The 11422-nt window shown below is 73.8% G+C and carries 11 protein-coding genes; 6 read left to right on the top strand and 5 right to left on the bottom strand.

Annotated elements, in window-relative coordinates:
- Positions 1-201: 201 nt before the first annotated feature.
- Entirely contained in the window at positions 202-801 is a 600-nt protein-coding gene (locus ACFYML_RS36155; protein WP_387424937.1) for a class I SAM-dependent methyltransferase, read from the bottom strand.
- A 131-nt stretch (positions 802-932) separates the two neighbouring features.
- Between ACFYML_RS36155 and ACFYML_RS36150 the strand changes: the two genes are divergently transcribed.
- From ACFYML_RS36150 to ACFYML_RS36140, 3 genes are all read left to right on the top strand, one after another.
- Positions 933-2138: a sensor histidine kinase gene (locus tag ACFYML_RS36150; protein WP_387424935.1), complete on the top strand. Its 1206-nt coding sequence runs from the start codon at positions 933-935 to the stop codon at positions 2136-2138.
- Entirely contained in the window at positions 2135-2839 is a 705-nt protein-coding gene (locus ACFYML_RS36145; RefSeq protein ID WP_387424934.1) for a response regulator, read from the top strand. Before ACFYML_RS36150 ends, ACFYML_RS36145 begins: the two co-directional genes overlap by 4 nt.
- 81 nt (positions 2840-2920) lie before the next feature.
- Positions 2921-3643, top strand: coding sequence for a DedA family protein (locus ACFYML_RS36140; RefSeq protein WP_387424933.1), 723 nt, complete (start codon positions 2921-2923; stop codon positions 3641-3643).
- Between the two features lie 21 nt (positions 3644-3664).
- Here the strand turns inward: ACFYML_RS36140 and ACFYML_RS36135 are convergent, their stop codons facing one another.
- Positions 3665-4084, bottom strand: a complete 420-nt coding sequence (locus ACFYML_RS36135) for a VOC family protein (RefSeq protein WP_387424932.1) — start codon at positions 4082-4084, stop codon at positions 3665-3667.
- Positions 4060-4632 (bottom strand): cob(I)yrinic acid a,c-diamide adenosyltransferase, encoded by a 573-nt coding sequence (locus ACFYML_RS36130; RefSeq protein ID WP_387424931.1) that lies wholly within the window; start codon positions 4630-4632, stop codon positions 4060-4062. Before ACFYML_RS36130 ends, ACFYML_RS36135 begins: the two co-directional genes overlap by 25 nt.
- On the opposite strand from ACFYML_RS36130, the gene murA reads away from it, so the two are divergent.
- Complete coding sequence (murA, locus tag ACFYML_RS36125) at positions 4631-6070, top strand: UDP-N-acetylglucosamine 1-carboxyvinyltransferase (protein ID WP_357440734.1); 1440 nt, start codon at positions 4631-4633, stop codon at positions 6068-6070. The two genes, ACFYML_RS36130 and murA, sit on opposite strands and share 2 nt — an antisense overlap.
- A gap of 137 nt (positions 6071-6207) precedes the next feature.
- Positions 6208-7056, top strand: a complete 849-nt coding sequence (locus tag ACFYML_RS36120) for a 3-hydroxyacyl-CoA dehydrogenase family protein (protein WP_387424930.1) — start codon at positions 6208-6210, stop codon at positions 7054-7056.
- A gap of 46 nt (positions 7057-7102) precedes the next feature.
- Here the strand turns inward: ACFYML_RS36120 and ACFYML_RS36115 are convergent, their stop codons facing one another.
- Both ACFYML_RS36115 and ACFYML_RS36110 read right to left on the bottom strand, forming a co-directional pair.
- Positions 7103-7951 carry an ABC transporter permease gene (locus tag ACFYML_RS36115; RefSeq protein WP_357440740.1) on the bottom strand — a complete coding sequence of 283 codons (849 nt, stop codon included), beginning with the start codon at positions 7949-7951 and terminating at the stop codon, positions 7103-7105.
- Positions 7951-8853 carry an ABC transporter ATP-binding protein gene (locus ACFYML_RS36110; protein ID WP_387424928.1) on the bottom strand — a complete coding sequence of 301 codons (903 nt, stop codon included), beginning with the start codon at positions 8851-8853 and terminating at the stop codon, positions 7951-7953. Before ACFYML_RS36110 ends, ACFYML_RS36115 begins: the two co-directional genes overlap by 1 nt.
- A 151-nt stretch (positions 8854-9004) precedes the next feature.
- On the opposite strand from ACFYML_RS36110, the gene ACFYML_RS36105 reads away from it, so the two are divergent.
- Positions 9005-11011 (top strand): protein meaA, encoded by a 2007-nt coding sequence (locus ACFYML_RS36105; RefSeq protein WP_387424927.1) that lies wholly within the window; start codon positions 9005-9007, stop codon positions 11009-11011.
- Positions 11012-11422 lie beyond the last annotated feature (411 nt).

The raw sequence follows: 11422 nt of genomic DNA, 5'->3' as shown, positions 1-11422 counted from the left end.
GCGACCGTGCCCGGCGCAGGGATCAAGCCTGACCGCCCGGAGCCGGGCACGGTCGCCCCCAGCCCCCAACCGGAAAGCAGGGATCAAGAAGCCGGTCACCCCCGCCCCCAGCCCACAACCGGAAGCAGGGATCAAGGAGCCGGTCACCCTCGCCCCCAGCCCCAACAAGGAGCAACCGCGAGGCCCGCAGCACCCGGCCGGTCAGAGTTCACGGCGGAGCGGGCGGCGGCAGTGGTAGACCAGGGCCGGCGGCAGGTTGGCCCAGACGGTCCGGCCCACGGTCACCTCGTCGAAGACACCGGTCAGCAGCCGGTGGAAGCGCCGGGCCGGGCGGGTCGGCAGGGCGTGGCGGTACGCGAAGGTGGTGAAGACCCCGCCGACGTTGAGCGCCCCGACCACCGCGTCGAGGATCGCCCGTTGCCGTCCAGCCGGAAAGGCGGCCCAGGGCAGCCCGCTGACCACCACGTCGGCCGACGCCAGCCGGCGTTCCGCCAGCAGTTTTCCGAGCGCGGCGGCGTCGGCGCGGACCACTTCGACGGCGGGGTGCCGGCGGGCCAGGCCGGTGGCGAACGTCGGGTTGAGTTCGACCGCCAGGTGGTGGCCGCGGCCGGCCAGCCGTCGCTGGATCGCCCGGGTGAACACTCCGGTCCCGGGGCCGAGCTCGACCACCAGCGGATGTCCCGCCCGCGGCACCGCGGCCGTGATGTCCTGGGCCAGCGTCGGCCCGCTGGGCAGCACCGCGCCGGTGGTGAGCGGGTGCCGGGCGAACTGGGTGAGGAAGGTCGGCGCGTCGCTGATCACGCTGGTCGACGCTAGGTGCGGGACGGCGGGGCAACCCTCGTGCCGGCGGCCGGCTTGTCGGCCACCTGGAGGAGGCGCGGCGGCCGATGGGAGGGCCGCCGGCGGGACCGCTCCTCCGTATGGTTGGCCAGGTGACGGGTGGGTGGCGCGGCTGGTGGCGGGAGCTGCTGCTCGGGTTGGTCGCAGCCGGACTGGGCCTGGCCAGCAGCTGGATGGCCCGGGCCGGAGTGGCCCGCGAGGAGTGGGCGGCGGTCTTCGCGGTCCTCGCCGGGCTCGCCCTGGTGGCCGTACGGCGCTGGCCCTGGCCGGTGCTGCTCGCGGAGTCGGCGCTGATGGTCGTCGGCGGCGCGGTGACGCTGGCCGGCGGCGGCGTCCCGCAGCTCGCCGGGGCGGTCGCGCTGGGCTACGTCGCGTACTGGTGCGGCCGGTCGGCCACGGTGGCGGCGTACGCCCTCTACCTCGGGGCGACGCTGGTCGACGTCCTGTATCGGGGGAACGCGGGCGTCCTCTCCGGCGGCACGGGGGTGATCCGCCTGGTCATCCTGGCCGCGGTCGTCGCCGCGCCGGTGGCGTTCGGCCGGTACCTGCGCGGGGTGCGGCAGGCCGCGGCGGCGGCCGAGGAGCGGGCCCGGGAGGTGGAGGAGCGCCGCGCGGCGGAGACCCGGGCGGCCCGCCTCGCCGAGCGGGCGGGTATCGCCCGGGACCTGCACGACATCGTGGCCCACCACATCGCGGCGATCGCCCTGCGCGCCGGCGCGGCCCGGTACGCCGTGCAGCACACCGGCCGCACCGACGAGGCGGTGTCCGCCTTCGGCGAGCTGCGCGACACGGCCGGGCAGGTGCTGGACGAGTTGCGGGAGTTGCTGGAGGTGCTCCGGGACCCGGAGGCGGTCGAGCCGACCGAGCCGCAGGTGGAGCCGGAGCAGCTGATCCGGGACGCCGCCCGGCGGGTCCGCGAGGCGGGCGTGGCGGTCCAGGTGACCGTGTCGTCCGCGCTGGCCGGGGTGCCGCTGGTGGTGGGGACGACGGCCGCGCGGGTGGTGCAGGAGGCACTGACCAACACCCTCAAGCACGCCGGGCCCGGGGCGATCGCCTCGGTGGACGTCCGGGGCGTCGACGGTGCGCTGCTGCTCGAGGTGCTGGACAGCGGGCCGGTGCGGCACCAGCTCGTCGAGCCGGACCACGGCCGGCCGGGGCCGGCGCTGCCGGTGTCCGGGTACGGGTTGAGCGGGATGCGGGAGCGGGTCGGCCTGCTCGGCGGCACGCTCACCGCGACGGGCACGGAGGGTGGTGGCTGGCGGGTGCAGGCCCGGCTGCCGATCAGGGAGAACGCATGATCAGGGTGCTCGTGGTCGACGACCAGACGCTCGTCCGGGCCGGGGTCGGCCTGCTGCTGCGGACGGCCGGTGGTTTCGAGGTGGTGGGCGAGGCGGGGAACGGCCACGACGCGGTACGCCTCGCCGAGCGGCTGCGGCCGGACGTGATCCTCATGGATCTGCGGATGCCCCGGATGGACGGCATCGAGGCGACCCGGCGGATCCTGGACCGGCAGCCGTCCGCCCGGGTGCTGGTGCTGACCACCTTCGCCGACGACGTCAACGTGTACGGGGCGCTCGGCGCGGGCGCGATCGGCTATCTGGTGAAGGACGGCGCCCCGGAGGAGCTGATCGACTCGGTACGCCGGGCGGCGCGGGGGGAGACCCTGCTGGCGCCGCCGGTGCTGGCCCGCGTACTGCGTCGGGCGCTCGCCGCCCACGACCGGGACCGGGGGCCACACCCGGACCCGCGCGCGGCGGGCCTGCGGCTGCTCAGCCCCCGGGAGCGGGAGGTGCTGGCGCTGGTCGGTGCCGGGCTGTCGAACGCGGAGATCGGCGTGCGGCTGCACCTGGGGGTGACCACCGTGAAGACGCACGTGTCGGCCGCCATGGAGAAGCTGGAGCTGCGTAACCGGGTGCAGGCGGCGGTGCTGGCGCACCGACTCGGCCTGGTCGACGACGACTTCAACCCCCTCCCGGGTGCCTCGGGAAACAGCCCGTAAGGGGGGCGCCGGCCACCTGGAGGATCCGGGCCGGCCGGTGGGAGGACGGCGGGGCCGCCCCGGCGCGGCACGCTGGTTGACGTGACCCTCCTGGATTCCCTGCTGGACCGGCTCGACACCCTGCCGCCGGGTTACGTGCTGCTGGCCGCCGCGGCGGTGCTCGCCGCCGAGGTGGGCCTGCTGGTCGGCCTGGTGCTGCCGGCCGCCACCACCATGCTGACGGTCGGCCTGCTGGCGCGGACCGGTCGTCTTGACCTGGGCCTCGCGCTCGCCGTCACCACGCTCGCCGCGTTCGCCGGGGACCAGCTCGGCTACCTGGAGGGGCGGCTGCTCGGGCCCCGGTTGCGGCGCGGCCGGCTGGGCCGCTGGGTGGGGGAGCGCCGCTGGCAGCGCGCCGAGACCCTGGTCGCCGCGCGGGGCGGCCCGGCGGTGCTGCTCGGCCGGTGGACCGCGTTCGTCCGTACCCTGGTGCCCCGGGTCGCCGGGGCGGCCGGGCTGCCGTACCGCCGGTTCGTGCTCTTCGACGGCCTGGCGGTGGCGGTCTGGGTGCCGGGGACGGTGCTGCTCGGCTGGGCGGTCGGCGAGGCGTCGACGGCGCTGCCGGCCGCCGCGGGGGTGCTGGTCGTGGCGGCGGTCGCCGCCGCTGTCGGCCACCGGTTCCGGGTACGCCGGGCGCGCCGCCCGGCCGCGCGGGCCTGTTCCGGTCCGGTCCGGGGAGGCCGCCGGCGCGGCGGCCGGCGGGGTGGTTCCCGCCGGCCCGGCGCCGGCCACAGCGCGCCGACCCGCCGGGGTGCCCTGTTCTGAACGCCGGGCCGGGGTGACCGGTCAGTCGAGTGCGGCGACCAGCTCCACCTCGTACCCCTGCCCGTCCGCGAGGTAGGCGGCGTACGTCCCGGGGCCGCCGGCGTGCGGGTGGCGATCCGGGAAGAGCAGCTCCCACCCGTGCCCGGGTGCGGCCGTGACCAGCCGGTCCACCGCGGCCGGCGGGCCGGCGTGGAAGGCCAGGTGGTTGAGGCCCGGCGCGAGCCGGTCGTGCACCCGCCCGGAGAGCGCGGGAGATTCCTCGATCACCAGGTACGTCGAGCCGAGCCGCCAGGAGCAGCCGGCCGGCCAGTCCTGGTACGACGTCCAGCCCAACTCGCCAAGGAGCCAGCCCCAGCTGTGTCTGGCGGCGGCGAGGTCGGGTACCCAGACCTCCACGTGGTGCAGGGTCCCGGCGGTCAGCGCTTCCCGCCCGGCACCCATAGCACATCTCCGTTCGGATTTGCCGTTCTTGACAGGATAAAGAGCAGATCGGAGAGCCGGTTGAGATACTTTGCCGGGAGCGTGCTGGTCCGGTCCGGATCATGCGCGATCAGGGCCCAGGCCGCCCGCTCGGCGCGCCGGGCGATGGTCCGTGCCACGTGCAGCAGCGCCGCGCCAGCGGTGCCACCGGGGAGGATGAAGGAGTCGAGCTTGCTCAGGCGCGCGTTGTACTCGTCGCACCAGCCCTCGAGGCGCTCGACGTATGCCTCGGTCACCCGCAGCGGCGGGTACGCCGGCTCCGGCTCCACGGGGGTCGCCAGGTCCGCCCCGACGTCGAACATGTCGTTCTGGATCGACCCGAGCACCGCCCGCAGTTCGTCGTCGAGCTGCCCGAGGGCGAGCGCGACGCCGATCGAGGCGTTGCACTCGTCCACGTCCGCGTACGCGGCGATCCGCGGATCGGTCTTCGGCACCTGCTCGTTGTTGCTCAGCCTGGTCATGCCGGCGTCGCCGGCCTTTGTGTAGATGCGCGTGAGGTGGACGGCCATGACGCACAGCCTACGGATTCCGGACCTGACCATCCCGGCGCGGCCAGGCCAGGCCGGCTGGCCGGCCGGGGTCGGGCCGGGCGACGCCGGTGACCCGGCGGTCAACGACGTCGACGTCATCCGGGTGCTCGGTGAGGCCCGGCTGGCCGGCACGGTGCACGTGGTCGGTGCGAAGAACTCGGCGCTGAAGCTGATGGCCGCCGCGCTGCTCGCCCCCGGGCGCAGCGTGATCACGAACGTCCCCCGGATCACCGACATCGCCATCATGGGGGAGGTGTTGCGCCGGCTGGGCTGCGGTGTCCGGTTCGCCGAGGACGACCCGGTCGACCCGATGGTGGCGCGGGGCGGGGTGGAGCGCTCCCGGTCGGTGGTCATCGACGTGCCGGAGCAGCCCGGCGCGGAGGCCGACTACGACCTGGTCCGCCGGCTGCGCGCGTCGATCTGCGTGCTCGGCCCGCTGCTGGCCCGTCGGGGGTACGTGCGGGTGGCCCACCCCGGCGGGGACGCCATCGGCTCGCGCGGCCTGGACATGCACATCTCCGGCCTGACCCGGATGGGCGCCGACATCTCCGGCGAGCACGGCTTCGTCATCGCCGAGGCCCCGGACGGCCTGCACGGCGCGGACATCGTGCTGGACTTCCCGAGCGTCGGCGCCACCGAGAATTTGGTGATGGCGGCGGTGCTGGCCGGCGGCACCACGACGATCGACAACGCCGCCCGGGAGCCGGAGATCGTCGACATCTGCACCATGCTGAACTGCATGGGCGCCCGGATCGAGGGGGCCGGCAGCTCGACCCTGCACATCGTCGGGGTGCCCGAGCTGCAGCCGGTGCGGCACGCCACGGTGGGCGACCGGATCGTCGCCGGCACCTGGGCGTTCGCCGCCGCGATGACCCGCGGGGACGTGACGGTGACCGGCATCGACCCGGCGTTCCTGGAGGTCGCGCTGGACAAGCTGGTCTCGGCCGGCGGCCTGGTGGAGACCCGGGCCGACGCCTTCCGGGTACGCGTCGACGACCGCCCCGCGGCCGTCGACGTGGTGACGCTGCCGTTCCCGGGTTTCGCGACCGACCTGCTGCCGATGGCGATCGGGCTGGCCGCGGTGAGCGACGGGGCGTCCCTGATCACCGAGAACATCTTCGACGGCCGCTTCATGTTCGCCAACGAGATGATGCGGCTGGGCGCGGACATCAAGACCGACGGCCACCACGCCCTGGTGTGCGGTCGCGAGCGGCTCTCCGGTGCCCCGGTCCGCGCCACGGACATCCGGGCCGGTGCCGGCCTGATCATCGCCGGGCTCTGCGCCGAGGGGGTCACCGAGGTCTCCCACGTGCACCACGTCGACCGCGGCTATCCGGACTTCGTCGCCGACCTGCGGGCGCTCGGCGTGGAGGTGGACCGCGGCACCGCGCCCGAGGAGCCGGATCTCGCCATCTGACGGCTCGCTCGGCGCTCGCTCGGCGGCGCCCGCGAGACCGACCGCCTCGCCGCCGGCCCCGAAGACGTGCCTTAGCACTCGTTCAGGCTCGCCCACTAGGGTGCTGGCAGACACTCAATCAGGCGAGGGAGAAGCAGATGGCGGGTCGACTCGCGGTCGTCGGTGCCGGGCTGATGGGCTCGGGCATCGCCCAGGTCGCGGCGCAGACGGGCTGGCAGGTGACGCTGCGGGACCTGGACGACGCGGCCACCAAGCGGGGCGTCGACGGCATCCGGAAGTCGCTGGAGAAGTTCGCCGAGAAGGGGAAGATCGAGGCCTCCGAGGTCGAGGCCACGCTGGCGCGGATCACCCCGACCACCGATCTGGAGGCGGCGGCCGACGCGGACATCGTGGTCGAGGCGGTCTTCGAGAAGATCGAGATCAAGCACGAGGTGTTCCGCGCGCTGGACAAGATCTGCAAGGCGGACGCGGTGCTGGCCACCAACACCTCGGCCATCCCGGTCACCCAGATCGCCACCGCCACCGAGCGCCCGGAGTCGGTCGTGGGCACCCACTTCTTCTCGCCGGTGCCGATGATGAAGCTCTGCGAGCTGGTCCGCGGCTACAAGACCAGCGACGAGACCCTGGCGACCGCGAAGGCGTTCGCCGAGGGGGTGGGCAAAACGGTGGTGGTGGTCAACCGGGACATCGCCGGCTTCGTCACCACCCGACTGATCTGCGCGCTGGCCATGGAGGCGGTCAAGCTGGTCGAGTCCGGCGTGATCTCCGCCGAGGACCTGGACACCGCCTGCAAGCTGGGCTTCGGTCACGCCATGGGCCCGCTGGCCACGGTCGACCTGACCGGGGTGGACGTGCTGCTCAACGCCACGAAGAACATCTACACCGACACCGCGGACGAGAAGTTCTTCCCGCCGGAGCTGCTCCAGCGCATGGCGACCGCCGGCGACCTGGGCCGCAAGACCGGCCAGGGCTTCTACCCGTACTGAGTCGGGCGGAGGACGCCCCCGGCCGAGGCGGCCGGGGGCGTCACGCTCAGCCGTCGCGCTTGGTGGTCCACCGGAAGGTGGTCAGGCAGAGGACCAGGCCGATCACGCACCACAGCGCCAGCACCAGGGCGACCCGGCCCAGCTCGAACGAGCCAGCCGGCTCCTGGGCGCCGAAGCTGTCCGGCAGGAAGACGGCGCGCAGCCCCTGGCACATCCACTTGAGCGGGAAGAGCGCCGCGACCTGCTGCATCCAGCCCGGCAGGCCGGTGAAGACGAAGAACACGCCGGAGATGAACTGCAGGATCAGCGCCACGGGGGTGACCACCGCCGAGCCGCTGCGGGCGGTCCGCGCCAGCGACGAGATGGCGATGCCGCACAGGGTGCAGGCGGTGACCCCGAGGGCGGCGACCCAGCCGAAGGTCAGCCACCTGCCCGCCGTGCTGGGCAGGTGCAGATCGAAGAAGACGGCCGAGACGGCGAGCAGCAGCACGGTCTCGGCAACGCCGATCGCCACCACCATGAGCACCTTGCCGGCGAAGTAGACCCATTTCGGCATCGGGGTGCCCCGGTAGCGCTTGAGCACGCCCCGGTCCCGCTCGATCGGGATCCAGATGCCGAGGTTCTGGAAGCTCACCGTCATCAGCCCGGTCGCGATCATGCCGGTCACGAAGTACTGGGTGAACCGCACCCCGGGCGTGATCTCCCAGGTGAAGATCGACGCGAAGATGGCAATCATCACGACCGGGAAGAGCATGGTGAAGACCACGGACTCCCGGCTGCGCAGGAACTGGGTGATCTCCAGCCGGCCCTGCCGCAGCGCCAGGGTGCCCGCACCCGGCCGACGCGCTCCGGGGGCGGCGGCGACCGGGGTCGCCGGCTTCGTGGTGGTCGTCATCAGTGTCCGATCATCCGCAGGTAGACGTCTTCCAGGGTCGGCCGGGTCACCGTGAGCCCGGGGACCTCGCCGCCGAAGCGTGCGGCCAGCTCCGCGACCAGCGCCGTCGGCGTCGCGGTCGCCGCGGTCTCCAGCCTCCCCTCCGGGGTACGCCAGGAGACGGTGGTCAGGGCCTCCTGCCGGTTGCCGAGCCGGTTCGGCGGGGCCACCTCGACCACCCGGCCGGCGGCGATCACGCCGACCCGGTCCGCGAGGGCCTCGGCCTCGTCCAGGTAGTGCGTGGTCAGCACGATGGTGGTGCCGGCGGCGGCGAGGTCCCGGATCAGCTCCCAGAACTCGCGCCGGGCCTCCGGGTCGAAGCCGGTGGTGGGCTCGTCCAGGAACAGCAGTTCGGGGCGGCCGATGATGCCCAGCGCCACGTCCAGCCGCCGCTTCTGCCCGCCGGAGAGGGTGTGCGTACGGGCCTTGGCCTTGGCGCCCAGCCCGACCCGCTCGATCACCTTGTCCGGGTCGTCCGCGCCGGGGTAGAAGCCGGCGAAGTGCCGGACCACCTCGGCGACGGTCAGCTCGTCGAACTCGCCGGTGCCCTGGAGCACGATGCCGACCCGCGAGCGCCAGGCCGGGTCCGGGTGCCGTGGGGCGCGCGAGGAGCGAGCTTGCGAGCCCGGCAGTCGCGACCCGGAGACAAGCTCAGGGTCGACGCCGAGCACCCGTACCTCGCCGGCGTCGCGCTGCCGGTAGCCCTCCAGGATCTCCACGGTGGTGGTCTTGCCGGCGCCGTTCGGGCCGAGCAGGGCGAACACCTCGCCCCGGTGGACGTCCAGGTCCACGCCGGCCACCGCGACGTTGTCGCCGTACGCCTTGCGCAGCCCCCGGACCGAGATCGCCAGCTCGTCTTCCATGACGTCCAGTGTGCGACTCCGGCACATCCACCGGCGGCGCGGGGGGTGGTGGTCTCGGACATGTCGCGCCGCTCGTGCCCGGTGGTCCGCTCCATGGACCTGTGTGGTTTTCCACAGCCCGTTTTACTGAACGGTAACTTAGACTCCGGCCATGGACGAGAAGGCTCCCTCGGGGCGGTTGCCGGAGGGCGACCGGCCCTGGGTGATGCGCACCTACGCCGGGCACTCCTCCGCCGCGGCCACCAACGCGCTCTTCCGCCGCAACCTGGCGAAGGGGCAGACCGGTCTCTCCGTCGCCTTCGACCTGCCCACCCAGACCGGGTACGACCCCGACCACGAGCTCGCCGCCGGTGAGGTGGGCCGGGTGGGCGTGCCCGTGGCGCACCTCGGCGACATGCGGGCGCTCTTCGAGGGCCTCCCGCTGGCCGAGCTGAACACCTCGATGACCATCAACGCACCGGCCATGTGGCTGCTCGGCCTCTACGGCACGGTCGCCGCCGAGCAGGGCGCGGAGTTGGCCCGCTGCGCCGGCACCACCCAGAACGACATCATCAAGGAGTACCTGTCCCGCGGGACGTACATCTTCCCGCCGGCGGCGTCGCTGCGGCTGACCGCGGACGTCATCGCCTACACGCTGCGCGAGATGCCGAGGTGGAACCCGGTCAACATCTGCTCGTACCACCTGCAGGAGGCCGGGGCGACGCCGGTGCAGGAGGTCGGCTTCGCCCTGGCCACCGCGGTCGCCGTGCTCGACGCGGTGCGCGACGCAGGCCAGGTGCCCGCCGACCGGATGGGCGACGTGGTGCAGCGGATCTCCTTCTTCGTCAACGCCGGGGTGCGCTTCGTCGAGGAGATCGCCAAGATGCGCGCGTTCGGCGCGCTCTGGGACGAGATCACCCGCGACCGGTACGGCGTGGTGGACCCGAAGCAGCGCCGCTTCCGGTACGGCGTCCAGGTCAACTCGCTCGGCCTCACCGCGGCCCAGCCGGAGAACAACGTCCAGCGCATCGTGCTGGAGATGCTCGGCGTCACGCTCTCCCGGGACGCCCGGGCCCGCGCGGTGCAGCTGCCCGCCTGGAACGAGGCGCTCGGCCTGCCCCGCCCCTGGGACCAGCAGTGGTCGCTGCGGATGCAGCAGGTGCTGGCGTACGAGTCGGACCTGCTGGAATACCCGGACCTCTTCGCGGGCTCGCACGTGATGACCGCGTTGGTCGACGACATCGTCGCCGGCGCCCGGGTCGAGCTGGCGAAGGTGCTGGAGATGGGCGGCGTGGTGGCCGCCGTGGAGGCCGGCTACCTGAAGAGCGCGCTGGTGGCCTCGCTCGCCGACCGGCGGCGGCGGATGGAGGCCGGCACCGACGTGGTGGTCGGCGTCAACACGTTCACCGAGACCGAGCCGTCGCCGCTGACCGCGGCCGGCGCCGAGGCGATCGAACAGGTCGATCCCGCCGTCGAGGACGCCGCCGCGACCGCCGTACGCGCATGGCGGGCCGGCCGGGACGCGGCCGCGGCGAGCGCGGCACTGGCCCGGCTGCGCGCGGACGCCGCGACCACGACGAACCTGATGCCGGCGACGCTGGCGTGCGTGCGCGCCGGGGTGACCACCGGCGAGTGGGCCGGCGCGCTGCGCCAGGTCTTCGGCGAGTACCGGGCCCCGACCGGCCTCTCCGGCACCGCCGGAGCGGGCGGGGACGCGGGGCTGGCGGGGGTCCGTGAGCGGGTCGCCGCGACGGCACGCGAACTGGGCAGCGGCCGGCTGCGGCTGCTGGTCGGCAAGCCCGGCCTGGACGGGCACTCCAACGGCGCCGAGCAGATCGCGGTACGCGCCCGCGACGCCGGCTTCGAGGTGATCTATCAGGGCATCCGGCTGACCGCCGGGCAGATCGTCGCCGCCGCGGTCGAGGAGGACGTGGACCTGGTCGGCCTGTCGGTGCTCTCCGGCTCGCACCTCGCCGCCGTGCCGGCGGTGCTGGACGGGCTGCGCGCCGCCGGGCGGGGCGACCTGCCCGTGGTGGTCGGCGGCATCATCCCCGGCGGCGACGTGGCGGCGCTGCGGGCGGCCGGTGTGGCCCGAGTCTTCACCCCGAAGGATTTCGCGCTGACCGGCATCATCGACGACCTCGTCACCGTGATCCGCGAGGCCAACGGCCTGAGCTGAGAGGCCCCTGGTCAACGCCTCGTGCACGTCCTTGGCCGGGCCGTGATCGACGCCGGGTCGGCGATATGGCGGTATCGCAGCGTGCCGGATACGGCCGGTTACGCGACCTGGCGTGAATCACCCGAGTCCTGGCTGTCGCCTGCCGGGTGATGTGGTGGGTGGTGTCCGGTTTGTGGGTGACGGCCGGCATCCTCGGCCGGGAATCTCGGGCGGCCGGGGGTCGTTGAACACGGGTGCACGGCCGAGGAAGGCACCCCGCGGGCCGGGGTCGCCAGGCCCGGAATGATGGCGGGCCGCCGATCGTTGCACATGAACCCGCGACCGAGGAAGCCGCCCCGTGTGCCGGTGGTGGTCGGGCCCGGAATGTTGGTGGGCCGCTGGTCGTTGGATATGGTCCCGGCGCCGCGCAGG

This window comes from Micromonospora sp. NPDC007230 (genome assembly GCF_042869115.1).
Lineage (GTDB): Bacteria > Actinomycetota > Actinomycetes > Mycobacteriales > Micromonosporaceae > Micromonospora.
This window is presented reverse-complemented; position numbering and strand designations above follow the sequence as displayed.